Origin of the sequence: Micromonospora sp. SL4-19 (assembly GCF_047921475.1) — a bacterium.
Classification (GTDB): domain Bacteria; phylum Actinomycetota; class Actinomycetes; order Mycobacteriales; family Micromonosporaceae; genus Micromonospora.
On sequence record NZ_JBLROB010000011.1, the window covers coordinates 21,703 to 43,033 of the forward strand.

Below are 21,331 nucleotides of genomic sequence, written 5' to 3' on the forward strand. Positions count from 1 at the left end.
CAACTGTCGCCGTCGCGGTTGATCTGAGTTCAGCGGGACACGTGCGAGACTAGATAACCATGAGCGACCCACGGATCACCTCGTCGATCTTCACCCGCGGCGCGGTCGACCTCAGCGCGCTGCGCGGCACCCCGGCCCCCTCCCAACCCACCACACCGGCCCAGGCCGGCCCGCCCGCCGGCGGCCCCGGCGGTCCCACAGCGGGTGGCGATGCGGCCGTTATCGACGTGACCGAGGCGACGTTCCAGTCCGAGGTGCTGGAGCGGTCGCTGACCACCCCGGTCGTCGTGGACTTCTGGGCCGAGTGGTGCGCGCCCTGCAAGCAGCTCTCGCCGGTGCTGGAGCGGCTGGCCGCCGAGGGCGACGGCGCCTGGGTGCTCGCCAAGGTCGACGTCGACGCCAACCCGCGCCTCGCCCAGATGTTCCGGGTCCAGGGCATCCCGATGGTGTACGCGGTGGTCGGCGGTCAGCCGATCGACGCCTTCTCGGGCGTGGTGCCGGAGGCGCAGCTCCGCCAGTGGATCCAGGCCGTTCTCAAGGCCGGCGGGGTCACCGTCGCCGAGGCGGAGGATCCCCGGCTGACCGAGGCGGACGACGCGCTGATGTCCGGCGACCTGGACGCGGCCGAGGCGGCGTACCGGAAGATCCTGGCCGAGAGCCCGGCGGACGTCGCGGCCGAGGCCGGCCTGGCTCAGGTGGGGGTGGCCCGCCGGGTGGCCGGAGCCGACCCGAATGCCGCGCTCGCCGCCGCCGAGCAGGCCCCCGACGACGTCGAGGCCCAGCTCCTGGCGGCCGACATCGAGGTGCTCAGCGGTCTGGCCGAGCAGGCGTACGCCCGGCTCGTCGGCCTGGTCCGCCGGACCGCCGGCGACGACCGGGACAAGGCCCGCCAGCACCTGGTCTCGCTCTTCACCATCGCCGGTCCGGACGACCCGGCCGTGGCGGCCGCCCGGCGGGCCCTGGCCAGCGCTTTGTTCTGAGTTCGTAGCACGCCAGCGCGGGCCGGCGTACCGGCCGGCCCGCCCGACCTCCGAGGACGGGAGCCCATGATGCGCCGGATCGCCGTCCTCGACGCGCCGACCAACCTCGGGCTGCGCCCGCCCACCGTGACCTCGGTCCCGGGCTGCGGCAAGGCGCCCGGCGCGCTGCGCGACCACGACCTGCTCGCCCGGTTGCGGGCCCGCGACGCCGGCTGCCTGACCCCGCCCCGGTACGACCCGGGAGACTGGCGCCCCGGGGACGGGGTCTGCCACGCCAGGGAGATCTCCGCGTATTCGATGGCGCTGGCCGACCGGATCGGCGCGATCATCGACCGGGGCGAGTTCCCGCTGGTGCTCGGCGGGGACTGCTCGGTGCTGCTCGGCTCGGCGCTGGCCATGCACCGGCTCGGCGAGGCCGTGGGCGGCCGGATCGGGCTGGTCTTCGTCGACGGCCACTCGGACTTCCGGCACCCCGGCAACGCCTCGTACGTGGGCGCGGCGGCGGGGGAGGACCTGGCCCTGGTCACCGGTCGGGGGCAGGCGGATCTGGCCGCCCTCGAGGGGCGGCGACCATACTTCCGCGACATCGACGTGGTGGTGCTCGGCATCCGGGCGCAGGACGAGTACCGGCTCGACCTCCAGGCCGCCGGGATCACCACCCGGCCGGTGCCGGCGCTGCGGGCCGAGGGTGCGGCCCGGACCGCCCAGTGGGCGCACGAGCAGCTGGCGGACTGCGCCGGCTACTGGGTGCACATCGACGTGGACGTGCTCGACCCGGCGGTGATGCCCGCCGTGGACGCGCCCGACCCGGGCGGGATCGCCTTCGCCGAGCTGGAGATCCTGCTCGCCGGCCTGGTGGACACCCCGCACTGTCTCGGTGTCGAGCTGACCGTCTTCGACCCCGACTACGACCCGGACGGGTCGTACGCCGCCGAGATCGTCAACACCGTGGTGGCGGGGCTGGCGCCGGTCTCCGCGCCGAGCGCGCTGCCGCCCCGGCTGCTGCCCGCCACCCCGGTGGCGCCGTCACCCCGCCCGGGCAACGGGCGCCTGGCGGGTCGTCCGGCCCTGCCGCCCCCGGCGGCCACCCCGGCCCCCGCGGTCGCGGTGGAGCCCATCGGCCCGGCGCCGACCCCACCTGAGGCGGCCGACGGCGCCTCGCCCGGCCAGGAGGGCGGGGGCGAGTCGCCGAACGACGGCCGGGAGGCGACCGCCGGGGGCCCGGGGGGGCTGCTGCGCCGGGCGCCGGAGCCGGAGGCGGTTCGCCCGCCCGAGCCGGTCGGTCCGCCCGCCGGCGCGGGTCCGGGGCTGCTGCGCCGGGTGTCGGCTCTGGACGCCCTCACCGCGCCCGAGCCGGCCGGTCCGGCCGGCACCGGTCCGGGGCTGCTGCGTCGGGTGCCCGTCGCCGAGGAGGAGTCGACGGCGCCCGCCGAACCGCCGCGCCCCGGCATCGACATCGCCTGATCGGGCGCGCCGTCAGCGGGTGGCGAGGGCGCGGAGGAAGCGCTCGCTGATCGGGACCGCGCTGGCCGTGCTCGACCCGCCCTGCTCCACGAAGACCGCGAACGCCACGTCGCCCTGCCAGCCGACGAACCACGCGTGGGTGTGCGCCGGATTGTTGTCGTACTCGGCGGTGCCGGTCTTGCCGTACACCGGCTCGCCGGGGACGTCCTTCAGGGCGCTGGCCGTGCCGCTGGTGACCACCGCGCGCATCATCGTCTTCAGCGCCGCCACGGACTCCGCCCGCAGGTCCGGGCCGGCCGGGGCGAGCTGCTGCGGGGCCGGGTCCAGCAACAGCTTCGGCTGCTCCCAGCGGCCCCGGGCCACGGCGGCGGTGGCACCGGCCATGGCCAGCGGGCTCACCACGGTGGTGCCCTGACCGATCGCGGCGGCCGCCTGCTCGGTGGCCGAGCCACCGGTGGAGACCGCACCGGGGAACACGTCCATGCCGAGGTCCCACTTCGCCTCGAGGCCGAGCGTACGGCCGGTGGTGGCGAGGCCGTCCGGACCGAGCTGCGGTGCCAGCGCGGTGAAGGCGGTGTTGCAGGACTTCGCGAAGTCGGTGATGAACGGGACCGAGCCCAGCTCGAAGTTGTCGGAGTTCTTGAACGAGCGGCCGTCGACCTCGAACGTCTTCGGGCAGGGGACCGTCGTCTGCGGCGTCACCGCACCCTTGTCCAGCAGGGCGAGCGCGCTGACCATCTTGAACGTCGAGCCCGGCGGCACCTGGGCGTTGAACGCGAGGTTCTCGCCGGCCGGGCCGGGGCCGTTGGCGGCGGCCAGCACCGCGCCGTCGCTGATCCGTACGGCCACCAGGGCGGAGCGCCGGGGCTGCCCGCGCAGCGCCGCGTCGGCGGCGTTCTGCGCGGCCACGTCGAGGGTGGTCTTCAGTGGCTGGCCGGTCTTCGGCTCGCTGCGGAACACCTCGGTGCCGGTGGGCGTGCTGGTGCCGTCGGGGCCGGGGCGCTCGGTGAACACGGTCAGGCCGGGGGTGCCGCGCAGCCGGTCGTCGTACCGGCCCTGGAGGCCGCCGTGGCCGACCAGGTCGCCGGCGACGTATTTGTCGGGGTGGGTCTTGAGGTCGTCGGCCTGGGCCGGGTCGACCGAGCCGAGCAGGGCCCGGGCGAACTCCCGGGTCGGCGCCAGGTCGAGCTCGTCGGCACGGAACATGGTGCCGGGCAGGCTGTGGATCCGGGGCTTGATCTGGCGGTACGCCTCGTCGCGCAGCGTCACCACCTCGACGAACGCGCGCGGGTCGGCCGCGCTGAGGCGCTTGGGCAGGTCGGTGAGGTCGACCGGTGGGGTGAGGGAGGGCCGGATCGCCTTGAACGCGCCGTCGAGCTTGCGGACCAGTGCCTTGACGTCGGTGACCTCGCTGGGCTGCACGCCCACCCGGACCACCGGCCGGGGCGCGACGAGCGGGGCGCCGGCGCCGTCCAGCACCCCCGCCCGCGGTGCGGCGTCGCGGCGCAGCGCGAGCCGGTCGCCCTTCTCCAACTTCTCCTGGACGACCTTCGGCTCCCAGATCACCTGCCACTGGTCGTCGCCGCGCCTGAGGCGTACCGGGCTCTCGTAGGACCAGCGGGTCTGGCCCGGCAGGGTCCAGGTCACCTGGACCCGGGCGGTGGCGATGTCGGCGGTGATCTTCGCGTCGCCGGCCTGCTTCAGCTCCGGCGGGGTGGCGGCCAGCTCGCCGGAGAGCGATTTGATCTCCTTCGCCACCTCGTCGGCCGGGACGCGAGCGCCCATCGGGTCGATGAAGCCGACGGCCTGGAGGTCGCCGGAGCGCCAGCCCTTCAGGAAGGCGTCGACGCTCTGCTCCGGCCCGTCCTCGCCGGAGCACCCGGTCAACCCGCCTGCGGCCAGGGCGGTGGCGGCCAGCGCCGCCAGGACCGAACGACGAGGGGAGAGGCGGCGGCGAACGGGGTACGACACGGGCATGAAGCAGTCCCTCCGGTACGAAACTGCCCTGCACGGTAGTACGGCGCGCGCGTTCCCACCGCCCCGCGGGCACCCTGAGGTGCGGAAAGACGCAGCTGTGGCAGTGTGATGAACATCGCGAGCCGGGGTACTCCGCGACCGGCCGACCACGCACCCGCAACAGGTGAAAGGACAGAGTCCCGATCCGGACGTCCGGCCAGTGGTCCGCCGACAAACGGGCAGAGCGGCAGGCCTAGGCTGGGCGTGAGAGTGACCCACAACGCGGTGGGTCGAGGGGAGTGGCACCGATGGACCGGCGTCCGGCGATCAAACCGGGACCCGACCTCCGGCAGGTTGACACCAGCCGGCATGACGACAGCTTCGATTCGGCGACCGACGGAGATGGTCTCGGCCGTCTCGACACAGGAGTGACCGGGATGACCGGTTCCAGCATCGACACCCTCCACGAGCTGGGCCTGCCCGCGCAGGCGCTGGCCGACGAGACGGAGGACGCCGAGCTTGACGAGCCGGTACCCAACGCGGAGAGCCTGGTGGCCCAGGCCGTCGCGCTGGCCGGGGACGACCAGGACGCGGCGACCCTGGTCGGCCGCTTCTGGCGGTTCGCGCCGGACGAGGAGCTGATCGGCTTCACCGCCGAGGAGATGCTCGACGCGGCCCGGGCGCACCGGGATCTGGCCCAGCAGCGCGTGCCCGGCGAGCTGAAGCTGCGGATCCACGAGCCGGACGCCGAGCAGCACCACACGGTCATCGAGATCGTGACGGACGACATGCCGTTCCTGGTCGACTCGGTGACCGCCCTGCTCAACTCGCACCACCTCGACGTGCACCTGCTGGTGCACCCGCTGGTGGTGGTCCGGCGGGAGCCGCTGGGTCGGCTGACCGAGGTCTCCGCCGACGTGGAGCCGGACGACGCGATCGCCGGCGACCTGGTCGAGAGCTGGATGCACATCGAGATCGATCCGGTCCGTGACCCGGCCGAGCGGGAGAAGCTGCGCCGGGAGCTCCAGCGGGTGCTCACCGACGTCCGCGAGGCGGTCGAGGACTGGCCGAAGATGCGCCAGCGGGCCCTGGCCCTGGCCGACGAGCTGGCCGCCGCGCGGACCTCGGACAACCGGCCGCCGGTGCCGGAGAAGGACATCACCGACTCGGTGGAGCTGCTGCGCTGGCTCGCGCACGACCACTTCACCTTCCTCGGCTACCGGGAGTACCGGCTGGTCGACACCGACGGCGCGGCCGGCGGCCAGGCGTTGGAGGCCGTCCTCGGCACCGGGCTGGGTATCCTGCGCTCCGACTCGCCGGAGGCTCGGTCGCTGGCGTCGATGACGCCCGAGGCGCACGAGAAGGTGCTGGAGAAGCGCCTGCTGATCATCACGAAGGCGAACTCGCGGGCCACCGTGCACCGCTCGGCCTACCTCGACTACATCGGCTTCAAGATCTTCAACGAGGCCGGCGAGGTGGTCGGGGAGCGGCGCTTCCTGGGCCTGTTCTCCACCGCGGCATACCGGACCAGCGTGCAGGAGCTGCCGGTGGTCCGCCGCAAGGTCGCCGAGGTGCTGGACCGCTCCGGGCTGAGCCTGCGCAGCCACTCCGGCAAGGACCTGGTGCAGATCCTGGAGACCTATCCGCGCGACGAGCTGTTCCAGATCAAGACCGACGACCTGTACCACGCGGTGATCGGCGTGCTGCGGATGGCGGGCCGTCGGCAGCTGCGGGTCTTCCTGCGGCGGGACGGGTACGGACGGTTCCTCTCCTGCCTGATCTACCTGCCCCGGGACCGGTTCACCACGCAGAACCGGCTGCGCATGCAGGACATCCTGCTGCGCGAGCTGAACGGGGTCGGGGTCGACTACACCACCCGGGTCACCGAGTCGATGCTCGCCCGGGTGCACTTCACCGTCCGGACCGACCCGAACAACCCGCCCGGGGAGATCGACGCCGACCTGCTCGCCGAGGAGCTGGCCGACGCGACCCGGCTCTGGGACGACGACTACCGGCTGGTGCTTGAGCGCAAGCTCGGCGACGAGCAGGCCAAGCACCTGTTCAGCCGGTACGCCGACGCGTTCCCGGAGGGCTACAAGGACGGGCACACGCCGTACGAGGCGATGAAGGACCTGGCGAAGCTGGAGCTGCTGGAGGAGCCCGGCCAGCTGGAGATGCACCTGTTCCGCAAGCAGCTCGCACCGCGGGTGGGCGGCGGCCGGGGCGCGGACGCCGACGAGACCATGGACGTCCGGTTCAAGGTCTACCGGTACGGCGAGCCCATGATGCTCTCCGCCGTGCTGCCGGTGCTGCACTCGCTCGGCGTGCGGGTCGTCGACGAGCACCCGTACGAGGTGGAGCGGGTCGACGGCCGGATCTGGCTCTACGACTTCGGTCTGCGGCTGCCCGAGGGCCACCAGGAGCTGGCCGACGTGCGCCCGCACGTGGAGAACGCCTTCGCCGCCGCCTGGCGGGGCGAGGCCGAGGTGGACGGCTTCAACGAGCTGGTGCTGCGGGCCGGGCTCACCTGGCGACAGGTGGTGGTGCTCCGGGCGTACGCGAAGTACCTGCGCCAGGCCGGCACCGTCTTCTCCCAGGAGTACATGGAGCAGACGTTCATCGCGTACCCGAAGATCGCGTCGCTGCTGGTGGAGCTCTTCGAGACCCGGTTCGCCCCGGGCGCGGCCACCATGGACGAGCGGCGGGAGCGCAGCGGCGAGCTGGTCGCGGCGATCGGCGCGGCGCTGGACGACGTGGCCAGCCTCGACCAGGACCGCATCCTGCGGTCGTACCTGACGTTGATCCAGGCCACCCTGCGGACCAGCTTCTACCAGAAGCCGGCCGGCGGGCGGCCCAAGTCGTACGTCGCCGTCAAGCTGGACCCGCAGGCGATTCCGGACCTGCCCGCGCCGCGGCCCAAGTTCGAGATCTTCGTCTACTCGCCCCGGTTCGAGGGCGTGCACCTGCGGTACGGGCCGGTGGCCCGGGGCGGCCTGCGCTGGTCCGACCGGCGGGAGGACTTCCGCACCGAGGTGCTCGGCCTGGTCAAGGCGCAGATGGTGAAGAACGCCGTGATCGTGCCGGTGGGCGCCAAGGGCGGCTTCGTGCTCAAGCAGAAGCCGGGCGACCGGGACGAGGCGGTGGTCTGCTACAAGGAGTTCGTCGGGGCGCTGCTCGACGTCACCGACAACATCGCCAGCGGGGAGATCGTGCCGCCGGAGGACGTCGTCCGGCACGACGGCGACGACCCGTACATGGTGGTGGCGGCGGACAAGGGCACCGCGACGTTCTCCGACATCGCCAACGAGATCTCGGCCGCGCACAACTTCTGGCTCGGCGACGCGTTCGCCTCCGGCGGTTCCGCCGGCTACGACCACAAGAAGATGGGCATCACCGCCCGGGGTGCCTGGGAGTCGGTGAAGCGGCACTTCCGGGAGCTGGGGCACGACACCCAGTCCCAGGACTTCACGGTGGTCGGCGTCGGCGACATGTCCGGCGACGTGTTCGGCAACGGGATGCTGCTCTCCGAGCACATCCGGCTGGTGGCCGCCTTCGACCACCGGCACATCTTCCTGGACCCGGACCCGGACGCGGCCACCTCGTACGCCGAGCGGAAGCGGCTGTTCGAGCTGCCCCGGTCGTCCTGGGAGGACTACAACCCGGAGCTGATCTCGGCCGGCGGCGGGGTGCACCCGCGTACCGCCAAGTCGGTGCCGATCACGCCGCAGGTGCGCGCGGTGCTCGGCCTCGACGACGACGTGACGCAACTCAGCCCGCAGGAGCTGATGAAGGCGATCCTCACGGCGCCGGTGGACCTGTTCTGGAACGGCGGCATCGGCACCTACGTGAAGGCGTCGACGCAGACCAACGCCGAGGTCGGGGACAAGTCCAACGACGCCATCCGGGTGGACGGCAAGAGCCTGCGCTGCCGGGTGGCCGGCGAGGGCGGCAACCTGGGCTGGACCCAGCACGGCCGCATCGAGTACGCGCAGACCGGCGGCCGCATCTTCACCGACTTCATCGACAACGCGGCCGGGGTGGACTGCTCCGACCACGAGGTGAACATCAAGATCCTGCTCAACACGGCGGTCGCCGACGACGCGCTGACCGTGCCGGAGCGGGACGAGTTGCTCGCCCAGATGACCGACGAGGTCGCCGAGCTGGTGCTGCGGGACAACTACAACCAGGCCCGGGCGCTCAACAACGCCCAGGCGCAGGCCGCCTCGCTGCTCCCGGTGCACCGGCGAATGATCAACGAGCTGGAGCGGGCCGGGCAGATCGACCGCGCCCTGGAGGCGCTGCCGCCGGACGAGGAGCTGGCGGTCCGCAACGAGACCGGCCTGACCCCGCCGGAGTTCGCGGTGCTGCTGGCGTACGAGAAGATCGTGCTGGAGCGCGAGATCGTCGCCGAGGGGCTGGCGGACGAGGAGTGGACGACCGACATCCTGGTCAACTACTTCCCGACCCCGCTGCGGGAACGGTTCGCCGACCGGATGGGCCGGCACCGGCTGCGCCGGGACATCGTCACCACCGTGCTGGTGAACGAGGCGATCAACCAGGGTGGCATCTCGTTCGTCTTCCGAGTGGTCGAGGAGACGGCCGCCTCGGCGGCGGACGTGCTGCGGGCGTACGTGGTGGTCCGCGAGGTGTTCGGGCTGCGTGACCTCTGGAACGCCATCGAGGCGCTGGACGCCAATGTCGCACCCGACCTGCAGACCAGCCTCTACCTGGACAGCCGTCGGCTGCTCGACCGCGCGGTGCGCTGGCTGGTCACCAACCGGCGTTCGCCGATCGACGTGCCGGGGGAGATCGCCCGGTTGCGGGACGGGGTGGCCGGGCTCCTGCCCGGGCTGGAGAACCTCTTCTACGGCAGCGAGCGGGAGGCGATCGCGGCCCACATCGACTCGCTGACCGGCAAGGGGCTGCCCCGCGAGCTGGCCGAGCAGGCGACCCGGCTGATGTACAGCTTCGGCCTGCTCGACGTGGTGGAGACCGCCCGGTCGACCGGCCGGGACGTCGGCGAGGTGGCCTCGGTCTACTTCGTCCTCTCCGACCGGTTCCGGGTCGACGCCCTGCTGTCGAAGATCTCCCTGCTGCCGCGGGAGGACCGCTGGCAGACGCTGGCCCGGATGGCGCTGCGCTACGACCTGTACGCCGCGTTGGCCGCGCTCACCGCGGAGGTCCTCGGTTCCACCCCGGACAGCCTGTCACCGGTAGACCGGGTGCAGGAGTGGGAGCAGGCGAACGCTACCTCGATCCACCGGGCGCACCGGGCGATGGGCGAGTTCGACGAGTCCCGCGCCGACCTCTCCGCGCTGTCGGTGCTGCTGCGGCAGATCCGGACCCTGGTGCGGACCTCGGCGGCGGCCTGACCCGTAACGGATACCGGCGCGGCCCGGTGGTCGGGTGACCGACCACCGGGCCGCGCCCGTGTGCACCGCCTCACGAGGTCATGGTGGCGAAGGCGATGACGTTGTCGACGTAGCTGCTGGCGCTCTGGTCGAAGGCCCCGCCGCAGGTGACCACCCGCAGGCCGGGTGTGTCGCTGGGGCCGTAGACCAGCTCGGTGGGAAAGGCGGTCTTCGGGTACGACTTCACCTCGTTGACGGTGAACGTGGCGGTTGATCCGTCCTCCCGGGCGACGCTGATGGTGTCGCCGGGCTGGAGCGAGCCGAGGTTGAAGAAGACCGCCGGCCCGATCTTGGCCGAGTCGACGTGGCCGATGATGACGGCGTTGCCGACCTCGCCAGGGCTGGGGCCGGGGGAGTACCAGCCCGCCTTCATGGCCTGCTCCAGTGGGGGCACCTGGACCGTGCCGTCCGGGTTCAGGCCGAGGGTCATGATCTCGGCGTTCACCCCGATCTTCGGGATCGAGATGGTCGTCGGGGCCGACCGGGGCAGCCCGGCGGGGGCGAGGTCCGGGTTCGGTGCGGTGGAACCGCCGTCGGCGGGTGGCTGGTCGGCGGCCTCCGTACCGGTGCCGTCGACGGGCGCCGCGGAGGTCGCGACCGGGGCTGCGGCCCCGGCCTGGGCGAGTGGTTGGGGCGGGCGGGGCGGTGGCACGGTCCGGTACGACGCACCGATCATGCCGGCGCCCACCAGGGCGAGGAGGACGACGACGGCCGCGCCGGCGGCGCGCCACGGTCTCCCGTGACGGCCGCCGGCCCGTGTCGCCGTCTGGTCAGACGAGGCCATTGCCCCGCCGCCGACGCAGCAGGACCATGCCGCCCAGGGCGGCGGCGCCGATCACGCCCACCCCGCTGGCGGCCATGCTGCGGTCCACGCTGGTGGTGGTCATGCCACCGTCACCACCGTCCACGTGGCCACGCGGGAAGCAGTGGTCCCGGTCCTTGTCCCGGTCCTTGTCCCGGTCCTTGTCCCGGTCCTTGTGGTCGCGGTCCTTGTTGTCCTGGTCGTTGTGGTCGCGGTCCTTGTCCCGGTCCTTGTCCCGGTCCTTGTCGCGGTCCTTGTCCCGGTCCTTGTCGCGGTCCTTGTCGCGGTCCTTGTCCCGGTCCTTGTGGTCGCGGTCCTCGTCCTTGCGGTCCCGGTCCTTGTTGTCCTGGTCGTTGCGGTCCTGGTCCTTGCGGTCCTCGTCCTTGCGGTCCTGGTCCTTGCGGTCCATGTCCGACTGGTCGTCGACCATGCCGCCACCCTGGCCGCCGGCCCCGGGCTGCCAGCTCTCGCTGCCGCCCCAGTCCTTGTTGTCCTGGTCCTTGTGGTCGCGGTCCTTGTCGCGGTCCTTGTCCCGGTCCTTGTGGTCGCGGTCCTTGTTGTCCTGGTCGTTGTGGTCGCGGTCCTTGTCGCGGTCCTTGTCCCGGTCCTTGTCCCGGTCCTTGTGGTCGCGGTCCTTGTTGTCCTGGTCGTTGTGGTCGCGGTCCTTGTTGTCCTCGTCCTTGCGGTCGTGGTCCTTGAAGTCGAAGTCCTCGTGGTTGCCGGGGCAGGTCCCCAGAAGGCTGACCTGCGGCTTGGCGACGACGGTTGCGCTCTGCCCGGCCGCGCTCGCCATTCCGGGCGTGAACAGCAGCAGGGACGCACCACCGAGAGCGGCGCCCGCAACGACCTTCCCGAGCATCTTCTTTCCCATGACCTGCGTCACTCCATCCCTGTTTGTCCTGAGCCCGACGACGGTCGAGCTACGCCCGACGTTAGACCCTTTCGCGAGGTATCCGAGGAAACATTCGTGTTTAGGAGTCTGTTGGTCCTTGGAGGCATAAGGGTGCTAAAACCCTTATGCCTCTTTGGCGGTTCTTCGGGGGCCTTCAGGATGACGTGGCCCGGCACGGCGTACCTGCGCCCCGACGTCCCGCCTTTGTGCTGCCCTGCCGTGCTCCACCTGCTCGGGCTCATCTGCCGGTAACCGGCCGCACACGTGCCGCCCGGGCTGTTCGCCCCGTATGCTGGCCGGAATCCGCATCGAGGCATTGCCATGGAAGCGCTCCCATGCAAGAATCGCTGCACGCGGTTCGGGGAGCCACACCGCGAGTACAGACGTCGAGGGCACCCGGGTCGACCCGGGCGACGTCAGACTCCTCGGCCGGCCGTGCCGGCCGGTCGCGATCACCACCACCACCGCCCGTCCGGGTCGGGCACCCCCGAAGACACCCGTGGCACCGACGGCCGTCCCCGGCGGACGTCCCGAGGGCCATTTCGCCGGGCCGTATTGCGGATCCGGTCTCGCCCAAGGAGATCAGTGGCATGAATCTGTGGAGAAGGCTGTCCGGCCGGAGCCGGGCGCTCGCACTGACCGGTGCGGGAGTCCTGGTTGCCGGCGGGCTGGTGACCATCCCGGTCACGGCGGCGCAGGCCGCGACCCAGTGCAGCGTGGACTACGTCACCAACGACTGGCCGGGCGGCTTCACCGCCACCGTGACGATCAACAACATCGGTGACCCGCTCAGTTCGTGGAACCTCGGCTTCACCTTCCCGAACAGCACCCAGCAGGTGCAGCAGGGCTGGTCGGCGATCTGGTCGCAGAGCGGCCGGAACGTCACCGCGAAGAACGAGTCCTACAACGGGTCGCTGGCCACCGGTGCCAGCGCCACCATCGGCTTCAACGGAGCGTGGAGCGGCAGCAACCCGAAGCCGACCCAGTTCACCCTGAACGGCACGGTCTGCAACGGCGGCACCCCGCCCACCACCACCCCGCCGACCACGCCGCCGCCGACGAGCCCGCCGCCGACCAGCCCGCCGCCCAGCAGCCCGCCGCCCGGACAGAAGGTGGACAACCCGTACGTCGGGGCCAAGGGCTACGTGAACCCGGACTGGAAGGCCAAGGCGGACGCCGAGCCGGGCGGCAGTCGGGTCTCGAACAACCCGACGGGCGTGTGGATGGACCGGATCGCCGCCATCAACGGCACGCCGGGGGCCCGCGGCATGCGTGCCCACCTGGACGAGGCGCTGCGGCAGGGTGCCGGCTACATCCAGTTCGTGATCTACAACCTGCCCGGCCGGGACTGCGCCGCCCTCGCCTCCAACGGCGAGCTCGGCCCGAACGACCTGCCCCGGTACAAGGCCGAGTACATCGACCCGATCGCGGCGATCCAGGCCGACCCGAAGTACGCCGGCCTGCGGATCATCAACATCATCGAGATCGACTCGCTGCCGAACCTGGTGACCAACACCTCCGGCAACGCGGGCGGCACCGTGATGTGTGACACCGTCAAGGCCAACGGCGCGTACGTGAACGGCGTCGGCTACGCCCTGGCCAAGCTGGGGGCCCTCGGCAACGTCTACAACTACATCGACGCCGCCCACCATGGCTGGATCGGCTGGGACAGCAACTTCGGCCCGACCGCCGACATGCTGAAGAGCGCCGCCGTCGCCTCCGGCAGCACGGTGCGCAACGTGCACGGCTTCATCGTCAACACGGCGAACTACTCGGCCCTGCGCGAGCCGTACGTCAAGATCACCGACACGGTGAACGGCACGTCGGTCCGCCAGTCCAAGTGGATCGACTGGAACCAGTACGTCGACGAGCTGTCGTTCGCCCAGGGGTTCCGGAACAAGCTGGTCTCCGTCGGCTTCGACCAGAACATCGGCATGCTGATCGACACCTCCCGCAACGGCTGGGGCGGCACTGCCCGGCCCACCGGCCCGGGCGCGACCACCAGCGTCGACACCTACGTCAACGGAGGCCGCATCGACCGCCGGATCCACGCCGGCAACTGGTGCAACCAGGCCGGCGCGGGCCTCGGCGAGCGGCCGAAGGCCGCGCCCGAGGCGGGCATCGACGCGTACGTCTGGATCAAGCCCCCGGGTGAGTCGGACGGTTCCAGCAGCGCCATCGCGAACGACGAGGGCAAGGGCTTCGACCGGATGTGCGACCCGACGTACACCGGTAACGCCCGCAACGGCAACAGCCTGAGTGGCGCGCTGCCCAACGCCCCGGTCTCCGGCCACTGGTTCTCCGCGCAGTTCCAGGAGCTCATGCGCAACGCCTACCCGCCGCTCTCCTGAGCGCGCGGCCGGCTCACCCGCGGCGGCGGGAGTGAGGCACCGCCGCGCGGGTTCCCCGGGCCCCTGGTCGACCGAGCGAGGTCGGCCAGGGGCCCCTGGCTGTGCGGCCTACGGCCGTCAGGGGACCGTCTTCTCGATCGCCGCCCGGCCCAGTTCGGCCAGGTCGCGGCGGGCCCGCTCGAGGTTGTCCGGAGTGAGATCCTGGCCCCGCGCCATCACCAGGTCCTCGGGATCCCACGGCTGCTCCGCCCCGGTGCGGATGTTGTCTCCGGCCGCCCCGGTCCCGGTGCCGGTCGCTCCCGTCCCGGTGCCGGTCGGCCCCGTCCCCGCCGCGAACGGGTCGCCCAGGATGTCGGGCGACCCGGTATCGGGCACCGCGCCGTCGGGCTCGGTGAAGACCGGATTGTCCCGGTCGGCGCCCCCGCCGGTACGCAGCTGCGGCACCGTGCTGTCGTCGTCCACCGCCGCGGCCACCTCGGGAGTCTCCTCCAGCGGCCGCTCACCACCGCGGTCACGATCGGCCATGCTGCTGCCCTCCTGTCCCGGTTCCGTGACCCCCCTGACGTACCCCACCGGGGGCGGGGCATGCCGCCCGGACGCCGGTCAGCGGCCCAGGACGCGGTCCAGGAAGTCCCGGTAGTCGCGGACGGCCACCCGGAGCTGCTCGGTGTCGGTCGAGCCGGACTGCTGCCAGCCACCGAGCTTGGTCCGCTGCTCCCGTAGTGCGGCCGAGAGCGCCTCGATCGCCTCCTCGACCAGCGACTGCGCTTCGCCGACCGCGGCCCGCGGGTCGTCCACGAAGCGGAGCTGGACCTCCCGCCAGCGGTCCCGGAAGCCCCTGGCGATCTCCGGCGCGAAGAGCGTGGCGGCGTCCGCCGGCACCGCGCCCGGGGTGGGTTGGGCCGCCCTGGCCAGCGTCGCGCCGGCCGTACCCGCGCGCGGGCCGGCATCGGCCGCGCCGGCGGCGGCGGCGGCGGCGGTGCTGGCGTCCGGGTCGACCATGGCCGGCTCGGCGCTGCCGTATCCGGCGGCGCCGGCGGCCGGCGCGTCGTGGCGCGTCTGGCCGGACGGCTCGGCCGCCTGCGGCTCCCGGCTGTGCAGCCGGTCGCCGGCCGTCGGGTCGGCCCGCTCGTCGTCGAACGCGTCGGTCCGTCCCGGGGCCCCGTCGCCCGGCTGGGCGGTGTCCTCGCTGCGCGGATCCCGCTCGTCCTCGGCCCGCGCGCTGGCCATCGCGGAGGCGGCCACCGCGTCGGCCACCGTGGCCGCCGCCCCGAACCCCGTCGGCACCGGCCCCGGGGCGTGGAACGGCGGCCGGCCGCCGGTCGCGGCGTCGGCGGCACGCTCGTCCACCGCCGCCGGGTCGTCGACGGTGCCCCGGTCGTCCATCGCGTCCTCGGGTACGTCGGCCCGGGCGTCCCGGCGCCCGTCGGCCTCGCCGGGCGGGGCGACCGGCGCGGACCGGACCGTCTCGGGGTCTTCCCGCGTGACCTGCTGCTTTCCCTGGCGCATGGCGGCGGCCTCCTCAGCGGCTCGTGACATCGTGCTCGTGGTCGGGTTGGCGCTGCGCCGGCGGCTGGTGCCCGACCGGGTCCGCGCCGAGCAGGTCGGCGAAGAGGGCCCGGTAGTGCACGAGCGCCTGACGGAGTTCCTCGGTGCTGGCCTCGCCGCGCTCGGTGCGCAGCCGGATCTCGTGGGCGTCGCGGTAGTGGGTCAGGGTGCGGGCGTGCTCCACGGAGAGGTTGGCGATCCGTTCCGAGAAGTCGCCGGTCGGGTACCCGCGCTCGGCGATCAACCGGCTGACCAGCTCGTCGGCGTCCCTGACGGTCTCGTCGGGTGAGTCGACGAAGCGGACCTGGAGTTCCTCCCAGGCCGCGGCGTACCGGGCCCGGGACTCCGGGTCGAGCGGGGTGAGTTCCAGCGCGGCGTGGCGGCGCTCCCGCTCCCGCAACTCCCGCTCGGCGGCACCCCGGCTGTCCCGCTCGGCGACGACCCGGTCGTACTCGGGGCCGAAGCGCTGCCGGAGGGCGCGCCGGCGGCCGGCGACGACCGCGACCGCGGCCAGTGCCGCGAGCGCCAGGACGAGGATGACTGTGACGACTACCTGCGTGGGCGACATGGCTCCTCCTTCGCCCGCTGGTATTCCCTCCGTGTCGTGATCGCCAATCCCGATCCGGGGCACTTTCCTGGGCGATTCCATGACCGAAAACATGAGCGCCCCGCCGGTCCGTTCCGGCGGGGCGCTGGTGTCCAACGGCTCCGGAGCGGAACATCCCGGACAGTAGTGACGGGCGAGACGGCCGGTAGTACATCCGTCGGGGATTACGTATCCTGCCCAAGGCGCCCGAGCCGGGGCCCGGCGTCACGGCCGGGGGCAAACCTCTCCGGCCGGTGCCGGCGCCACCCCTGCGACACCTTCTCGGGCGAGGTCAGATGAACACCCGTGACTGGCCGATCCGCGCCAAGCTGACGGCGCTGGTCATCGGTCCGGTGACCGCGTTGCTGGCGCTCTGGATCTTCGCCACCACGCTGACCTTCGGGCCCGCCCTCGATCTGCTCGCCGCGCGTACCCTCCTTTACGACCTGGGCCGGCCCGGCGAGACGGTCGTCGCCGAGCTGCAGCGGGAACGGCGGCTGTCGGTCGTCCAGCTCGCCGGCGACACCACCCTGCCGGCCCTGGCCGAGCAGCGGGAGCGCACCGACCGGGCGGTCGCCGAGCTGCGTCGCCGGGTCGGCGGGGAGGACCTGCGGGACGCGGCCGACGACCTGCTCGACGCCCGGCTCGACCAGTTGGTCTCCGCGCTCGACGCGCTGCCCGCCGGCCGGGGCTTCATCGACGCCGGAGAGATGGACCGGGTCGGGGCGATCGGGCTCTACAGCGGGATGATCAATTCGGCCTTCCAGGCGTTCTCCGCCATGGCCGCCTACCCCGACGCCCAGCTCAACCGCGAGGCGTTGGCGCTGACCGCTCTCGGCCGGTGCCGGGAGCTGCTCGGGCAGACCGACTCGCTGCTCGCCGGCGCGATAACCGCCGGCCGGTACGCCGAGGGCGAGCACGAGCAGTTGGTGCGTACCATCGACAATCAGCGCTTCCTGGCGGAGACCACGGTGGCCGACCTGCCCGAGGGGGAGCGCGCGGCATACCAGCGGCTCACCGAGGGCGAGGCGTTCGTCCGGCTGAACGCCCTCCAGGACACCCTGATCCGCGCCCGTGACCTGCCGGCCGGGCTCGACGTTCGGGCCTGGGAGTCCAGCCAGGCGGCGGTCGGGCAGGGGTTGCGGGACTTCGAGCTGCGGGGCCTCGACGACCTGGCCGAGCGGTCCGTGCCGATGGCGGTGGGCATCCTGGTCCGGCTCGTCGCCGTCGGGGCGCTGGGCCTGCTCGCCATCGTGATCTGCCTGCTGGTGTCGCTGCGGGTCGGCCGGTCGTTGGCCGCCCGGCTGACCGGGGTCCGCACCGCCGCGCTCGAGATGGCCGAGCACCGGCTGCCCGACGTGGTCGCCCGGCTGCGCCGCGGCGAGGAGGTGGACGTCGCCCGGGAGGCGCCCGAGCTGGACCACGGCGCCGACGAGATCGGCCAGGTGGGGCGGGCCTTCAACGAGGTTCGCCGCACCGCCGTACAGGCCGCCGTCGACGAGGTCACCCTGCGCCGGGGGCTCAACGAGGTATTTCTCAACATCGCCCGGCGCAGCCAGGGACTGGTGCATCGGCAGTTGGCGTTGCTGGACCGGCTGGAGCGGAAGACCGAGGACCCGGACGAGCTGGCCGGGCTGTTCCAGGTCGACCACCTCGCCACCCGGCTCCGGCGGCACGCCGAGGACCTGGTCATCCTCGCCGGTGCGGCCCCCGGCCGGGGCTGGCGGAGCCCGGTCGCCGCGGTGGACGTGGTGCGCGGCGCGATCTCCGAGGTGGAGTCGTACGACCGGGTCGACGTGGGCGAGGTGCAGCCGGCCGGAGTGATCGGCCGGGCCGTCGGCGACGTGATCCACCTGGTCGCCGAGCTGATCGAGAACGCCACCGCCTTCTCCCCGCCCGGGACCCGGGTACAGGTCACCGGCCGGGCGATGCCCGGCGGGTACCTCATCGAGATCACCGACCACGGGCTCGGTATGTCGCCCCAGGCCCTGGCGGACGCCAACCGCAAGCTGTCCCGGTCGCCGGAGTTCAACCCCGCCGACAGCGCCCGGCTGGGCCATTTCGTGGTCGGCCGGCTGGCCGCCCGGCACGGCGTCCGGGTCGAGCTGCGGCTGGCCGCCCCGGCCGGCACCACGGCAGTGGTGCTCGTACCGGCGGACCTGATTACCGATGAGCCGGCGGTGGGACCGATCGGCCCGGACGCCGGGGTGGCCCGGCCCGACGACCGGCGGACGGCCAGAGCAGCCCGGCTGACCAGCGTTCCTCGGCCACGCGTCACCCGAACCGGCCGGGAACGCCCCGAGCCGGCGGTGGTGCCACCCGCCGCCGACCAGCCCTCCTCGGTCGAGCCGCCCGTCGACGGCGACGGCCTGCCCCGCCGGGTCCGCCGGCGCGGACCCGCGATCCGGGCCCGGGCGGCCGGCGCGGACACCCCGGCCCACCGACCGCCCGAGGACGCACGCCGGGCCATGTCCGCCCTCCAGGCCGGCACCGCCCGGGGCCGTCGCGATGGCGCTCGCGCCGCCGCCGACCGGCTCCGAGAGGCCGGCCCGACGGTCGGGACCACCCGACCCGGTGAGGCCGGGCCGGGCACCCCCAGCCACCCCACCGACGGCCGGTCCCCGGTTGGCGACCCGTCGACCGACGCGGCCCGGGACCAGGCCGCGGAGCTCGCCCCGCCGGTGCCGGCGGCGGAACCTCCGAGCGTGACTGAGAGGGACGCCTAGTGGTGTACACGACGCGGCAGAACGCCGATCTCGACTGGTTGCTCGACGACCTGGTGGACCGGGTGCCGGAGGCGCGCCAGGCCGTGGTGCTGTCGGCCGACGGGCTCATGCTCGGCGCCTCCGCCGAGCTGAGCCGCACCGACGCGGAGCACCTCTGCGCCCTGGCCTCCGGCTTCTCCGGCCTGGCCAAGGGTGCCACCCGGCACATCGCCGGCGGGGCGGTGCGCCAGACCGTGGTGGAGATGGAGTACGCGTACCTCTTCGTCACGGCGGCCGGGCAGGGTGCCTGCCTGGCGGTGGTGAGCGACGCTGACGCCGACATCGGCCTGGTGGCGTACGAGATGGCGATGCTGGTGATCCGGGTCGGGGAGAACCTGAGCATTCCGACCCGGACGGCGTCGGGGGCGCTCGATGCGGGCTGAGGCGCCGGGCTCCCCGCATGAGTGGCTGGACGCCGCCGCCGGCCCGGTCGTCCGTCCGTACACCCTCACCGGTGGCCGGGTGCGACCGCCGGTCGGCGGCTTCGACCTGGTGGCGTTCGTGCTGGCCGCCCCGGCGGCCGACGCGGCCGGCCAGCCGGGTCTTCAGCCGGAGCACCGGCGCCTGGTCGAGCTGGCCCGGCGGCCGGCCGCGGTGGCCGACCTCGCCGCCGACCTGGACCTCGCCGTCGGCGTGGTCCGCGTGCTTCTCGGCGACCTGATCGCCCGCGGGCTCGTCGCGGTGCGCCAGCCGCCGACCGCCGCACACCTGCCCGACGACAACATCCTCAAGGCGGTGGTCAATGGACTCCGTGCGCTCTGACCGGGCGGCGGCGGCGCCGCGGGTCCCGCTGGCCCTGAAGATCCTCATCGCCGGCGGTTTCGGGGCTGGCAAGACGACGCTGGTGAGCGCGTTGAGCGAGGTCCGGCCGCTGCAGACCGAGGAGGTGCTGACCGGGGCCGGCATCGGCACCGACGACGTCTCCGGGGTGGAGGGAAAGTCCACCACCACGGTCGCGATGGACTTCGGCCGGATCACCATCAACGACGACCTGCAGGTCTACCTCTTCGGCACCCCGGGGCAGGACCGGTTCTGGTTCCTCTGGGACGAGTTGGCCTTCGGTGCTCTCGGCGCGGTGGTGCTCGCCGACACCCGCCGGCTGGCGGACTGCTTCCCCTCGATCGACTACTTCGAGCAGCGCGGCATCCCGTTCGTGGTGGGGGTGAACTGCTTCGACGGGGCCCGGCGGTTCAGCCTGGAGGCGGTACGCGACGCGCTGGACCTGGACCCGGAAGTGCCGCTGGTGCTCTGTGACGTCCGGGACCGGCAGTCCGGGAAGCTGGTGCTGATCTCGCTGGTCGAGCACGTCGCCCGGCGGCGCGGTGAGCCGGTGCCGGTGGGCTGACCCGGCCGGGCCGGCGGTGGCCCGGGCGGGCACGACGCGCGGAGCGCCCCGGGCTCGCCGTCCGGAACCGGTACGGGTGGTGACCCGACCAACCGGCCGGCCGCCCGGGCCCGCCTCTGGTTGGATCGACGGAGGACTCGGCGAAGGGTGGGACCGTTGACCGCGCAGGAGGCGATCGTCCACATCGGTGGCTACACGGCGGAGACGGACGGGCGGGCCGAGGGCATCGTCGCCGCGCGCCGTGACCCGGTGTCGGGGGAGCTGACCGTGCTCGGCACGGTGGCGGTCACCCCGTCGCCGTCGTTCCTGGTCCGGCACCCGGCGTTGCCCGTGCTCTACGCGGTCAACGAGTTGCCCGAGGGGCAGGTCAGCGCCTTCCGGGTCGCCCCGGACGGCGATCTCGACCCGCTCGACGTCCGGCTGACCGGCGGCGTCGAGCCCTGTCACCTGGCGGTCGCCCCGGACGGGCGGCACCTTTTCGTGGCCAACTACGGCGATGGCAGTGTGGCCGTGTTCCCGCTGGACGCCGAGGGCGTACCGGGGGAGCGCAGCGACCTGGTCCGACACGAGGGGCACGGCGCCGACCCGCAACGGCAGGACAGCGCACACTGCCACATGGTCTCGCCCGACCCGGACGGCGGGCCGTTGCTCGCCGTCGACCTGGGCACCGACTCGGTCTACCGGTACGACCTCGACGCCGCCTCCGGCCGGCTGGTGCCGCGTGCCCCGCGGCTGCGTACGCCGGCCGGCACCGGGCCGCGACACCTGGTCCGGGACCCGGACGGGCGGCGCTGCTGGCTGGTCGGCGAGCTGGACGCGACCGTCACCGGCTACGACCTGACCGTCGACGGGCTGCACCAGCGGGTCCGGGTGGACGCGAGCGGGCGGGTCGGGCACGTCCAGCCCTCCGAGGTCGGCGTCGGGCCCGACGGCCGCTTCCTCTATGTCGGCAACCGGGGGGTGGGCACGGTGGCCGTCTTCGCGCTGGCCGGCGCGATGCCCGAGCTGGTGGCCGAGGTCGACACCGGCGGGGAGTGGCCCCGGCACTTCGCCCTGGCGGGCGCGCACCTCTACGTCGCCGACGAGCGGGCCGACATGATCAGGATCTTCCGGGTCGACCCCGACACCGGGGTGCCGGAGCCGGTGGGGGAGCCGGTGCCGGTGGCGAGCCCGACGTGCGTCCGGCCGTGACGGAGTAATGTAGGCCACTCCCCAGTAGACGACGATCACC

At 73.1% G+C, this 21,331-nt stretch carries 14 protein-coding genes and 1 pseudogene; 9 read left to right on the forward strand and 6 right to left on the reverse strand.

The window, feature by feature from the left end; all coding sequences use genetic code 11:
• The first annotated feature begins 59 nt into the window (after positions 1 to 59).
• Both ACNAVT_RS16205 and ACNAVT_RS16210 read left to right on the forward strand, forming a co-directional pair.
• Positions 60 to 980 carry a tetratricopeptide repeat protein gene (locus ACNAVT_RS16205; RefSeq protein WP_416297096.1) on the forward strand — a complete coding sequence of 307 codons (921 nt, stop codon included), beginning with the start codon at positions 60 to 62 and terminating at the stop codon, positions 978 to 980.
• Positions 981 to 1,046: 66 nt separating this feature from the next.
• A pseudogene (locus ACNAVT_RS16210) lies at positions 1,047 to 2,174 on the forward strand (arginase family protein); the annotation flags it as partial.
• Positions 2,175 to 2,456: 282 nt separating this feature from the next.
• On the opposite strand, the gene ACNAVT_RS16215 reads toward ACNAVT_RS16210, so the two are convergent.
• Positions 2,457 to 4,421, reverse strand: a complete 1,965-nt coding sequence (locus ACNAVT_RS16215; protein WP_416297099.1) for a penicillin-binding transpeptidase domain-containing protein — start codon at positions 4,419 to 4,421, stop codon at positions 2,457 to 2,459.
• 287 nt (positions 4,422 to 4,708) lie between these two features.
• Here ACNAVT_RS16215 and ACNAVT_RS16220 point away from each other — a divergent pair, with 287 nt between their 5' ends.
• Complete coding sequence (locus ACNAVT_RS16220) at positions 4,709 to 9,772, forward strand: NAD-glutamate dehydrogenase (RefSeq protein WP_416297101.1); 5,064 nt, start codon at positions 4,709 to 4,711, stop codon at positions 9,770 to 9,772.
• Between the two features lie 70 nt (positions 9,773 to 9,842).
• Here ACNAVT_RS16220 and ACNAVT_RS16225 read toward each other — a convergent pair whose 3' ends face one another.
• Both ACNAVT_RS16225 and ACNAVT_RS16230 read right to left on the reverse strand, forming a co-directional pair.
• A complete protein-coding gene (locus tag ACNAVT_RS16225; RefSeq protein WP_416297103.1) occupies positions 9,843 to 10,595 on the reverse strand; it encodes a class F sortase in 753 nt (250 codons plus the stop codon).
• Entirely contained in the window at positions 10,582 to 11,484 is a 903-nt protein-coding gene (locus ACNAVT_RS16230) for a hypothetical protein (protein WP_416297105.1), read from the reverse strand. The genes ACNAVT_RS16225 and ACNAVT_RS16230 overlap by 14 nt, the downstream gene beginning before the upstream one ends.
• Before the next feature lie 611 nt (positions 11,485 to 12,095).
• Between ACNAVT_RS16230 and ACNAVT_RS16235 the strand changes: the two genes are divergently transcribed.
• Entirely contained in the window at positions 12,096 to 13,856 is a 1,761-nt protein-coding gene (locus ACNAVT_RS16235) for a glycoside hydrolase family 6 protein (RefSeq protein ID WP_416297106.1), read from the forward strand.
• Between the two features lie 117 nt (positions 13,857 to 13,973).
• Here the strand turns inward: ACNAVT_RS16235 and ACNAVT_RS16240 are convergent, their stop codons facing one another.
• The 3 genes from ACNAVT_RS16240 to ACNAVT_RS16250 all read right to left on the reverse strand — a co-directional run bounded on the left by ACNAVT_RS16240 (position 13,974) and on the right by ACNAVT_RS16250 (position 15,972).
• Complete coding sequence (locus ACNAVT_RS16240; protein ID WP_416297108.1) at positions 13,974 to 14,381, reverse strand: hypothetical protein; 408 nt, start codon at positions 14,379 to 14,381, stop codon at positions 13,974 to 13,976.
• Between the two features lie 78 nt (positions 14,382 to 14,459).
• Complete coding sequence (locus tag ACNAVT_RS16245) at positions 14,460 to 15,365, reverse strand: hypothetical protein (RefSeq protein WP_416297110.1); 906 nt, start codon at positions 15,363 to 15,365, stop codon at positions 14,460 to 14,462.
• 13 nt (positions 15,366 to 15,378) lie between these two features.
• Positions 15,379 to 15,972 (reverse strand): hypothetical protein, encoded by a 594-nt coding sequence (locus ACNAVT_RS16250; protein ID WP_416297112.1) that lies wholly within the window; start codon positions 15,970 to 15,972, stop codon positions 15,379 to 15,381.
• A gap of 314 nt (positions 15,973 to 16,286) precedes the next feature.
• On the opposite strand from ACNAVT_RS16250, the gene ACNAVT_RS16255 reads away from it, so the two are divergent.
• The 5 genes from ACNAVT_RS16255 (at position 16,287) to ACNAVT_RS16275 (ending at position 21,291) form a co-directional block, all read left to right on the forward strand.
• Positions 16,287 to 18,716, forward strand: coding sequence for a nitrate- and nitrite sensing domain-containing protein (locus tag ACNAVT_RS16255; RefSeq protein ID WP_416297114.1), 2,430 nt, complete (start codon positions 16,287 to 16,289; stop codon positions 18,714 to 18,716).
• Positions 18,716 to 19,138 carry a roadblock/LC7 domain-containing protein gene (locus tag ACNAVT_RS16260; RefSeq protein WP_416297116.1) on the forward strand — a complete coding sequence of 141 codons (423 nt, stop codon included), beginning with the start codon at positions 18,716 to 18,718 and terminating at the stop codon, positions 19,136 to 19,138. The genes ACNAVT_RS16255 and ACNAVT_RS16260 overlap by 1 nt, the downstream gene beginning before the upstream one ends.
• A complete protein-coding gene (locus tag ACNAVT_RS16265; protein ID WP_416297118.1) occupies positions 19,128 to 19,517 on the forward strand; it encodes a DUF742 domain-containing protein in 390 nt (129 codons plus the stop codon). The genes ACNAVT_RS16260 and ACNAVT_RS16265 overlap by 11 nt, the downstream gene beginning before the upstream one ends.
• Positions 19,498 to 20,100, forward strand: coding sequence for a GTP-binding protein (locus tag ACNAVT_RS16270; protein WP_416297120.1), 603 nt, complete (start codon positions 19,498 to 19,500; stop codon positions 20,098 to 20,100). Before ACNAVT_RS16265 ends, ACNAVT_RS16270 begins: the two co-directional genes overlap by 20 nt.
• A 156-nt stretch (positions 20,101 to 20,256) precedes the next feature.
• Positions 20,257 to 21,291 (forward strand): lactonase family protein, encoded by a 1,035-nt coding sequence (locus ACNAVT_RS16275; RefSeq protein WP_416297121.1) that lies wholly within the window; start codon positions 20,257 to 20,259, stop codon positions 21,289 to 21,291.
• Positions 21,292 to 21,331: the final 40 nt, after the last annotated feature.

Coding starts and splice junctions, on each gene's coding strand:
- ACNAVT_RS16205 (WP_416297096.1), top strand. CDS start 60: ATGAGCGACCCACGGATCACCTCGTCGATCTTCACCCGCGGCGCGGTC.
- ACNAVT_RS16215 (WP_416297099.1), bottom strand. CDS start 4,421: ATGCCCGTGTCGTACCCCGTTCGCCGCCGCCTCTCCCCTCGTCGTTCG.
- ACNAVT_RS16220 (WP_416297101.1), top strand. CDS start 4,709: ATGGACCGGCGTCCGGCGATCAAACCGGGACCCGACCTCCGGCAGGTT.
- ACNAVT_RS16225 (WP_416297103.1), bottom strand. CDS start 10,595: ATGGCCTCGTCTGACCAGACGGCGACACGGGCCGGCGGCCGTCACGGG.
- ACNAVT_RS16230 (WP_416297105.1), bottom strand. CDS start 11,484: ATGGGAAAGAAGATGCTCGGGAAGGTCGTTGCGGGCGCCGCTCTCGGT.
- ACNAVT_RS16235 (WP_416297106.1), top strand. CDS start 12,096: ATGAATCTGTGGAGAAGGCTGTCCGGCCGGAGCCGGGCGCTCGCACTG.
- ACNAVT_RS16240 (WP_416297108.1), bottom strand. CDS start 14,381: ATGGCCGATCGTGACCGCGGTGGTGAGCGGCCGCTGGAGGAGACTCCC.
- ACNAVT_RS16245 (WP_416297110.1), bottom strand. CDS start 15,365: ATGCGCCAGGGAAAGCAGCAGGTCACGCGGGAAGACCCCGAGACGGTC.
- ACNAVT_RS16250 (WP_416297112.1), bottom strand. CDS start 15,972: ATGTCGCCCACGCAGGTAGTCGTCACAGTCATCCTCGTCCTGGCGCTC.
- ACNAVT_RS16255 (WP_416297114.1), top strand. CDS start 16,287: ATGAACACCCGTGACTGGCCGATCCGCGCCAAGCTGACGGCGCTGGTC.
- ACNAVT_RS16265 (WP_416297118.1), top strand. CDS start 19,128: ATGCGGGCTGAGGCGCCGGGCTCCCCGCATGAGTGGCTGGACGCCGCC.
- ACNAVT_RS16270 (WP_416297120.1), top strand. CDS start 19,498: ATGGACTCCGTGCGCTCTGACCGGGCGGCGGCGGCGCCGCGGGTCCCG.